We start from the raw sequence: 364 nt of genomic DNA on the forward strand, positions 1-364 counted from the left end.
GATCTCCATTTTGTTTCTGATCCCTTACATCATTATTGGTCTTAAGGGCGGAGGCGATGTCCTGTCTCTGATTTTTTCCTCGTATCAATTGGCCATCCCGGAATACCTGAGCACCGGAATGATTGCACTGATGGTCTTTGGTTATGTTTTTTTTGGCGGAATGAATGCCACCTCAAAAATCAATTCGATCCAGGCGGTTATTTTTATGGCGGGCGCCGTCTATATAGCCACCTATCTGTTTTCAAAATGGGGTGGCTTTTCCAATAGTCTGCAATTACTGCAATCACAGAAAGCTGAGTTTTTCAGTCCATCTGATTACCTGGCCAATCCGGGTAACACGATCTCTCTGACTTTTCTCGCCCTC

1 protein-coding gene is annotated in these 364 nt (G+C 44.8%); it reads left to right on the forward strand.

Going from position 1 to position 364, the window contains the following annotated elements; all coding sequences use genetic code 11:
• A partial coding sequence (locus tag CWC16_RS19500; protein ID WP_212747460.1) for a sodium:solute symporter family transporter occupies window positions 1-364 on the forward strand: 364 nt, incomplete at both ends.

The sequence above is a fragment of the Pseudoalteromonas sp. S3776 genome, from assembly GCF_005886915.1.
GTDB lineage: Bacteria > Pseudomonadota > Gammaproteobacteria > Enterobacterales > Alteromonadaceae > Pseudoalteromonas.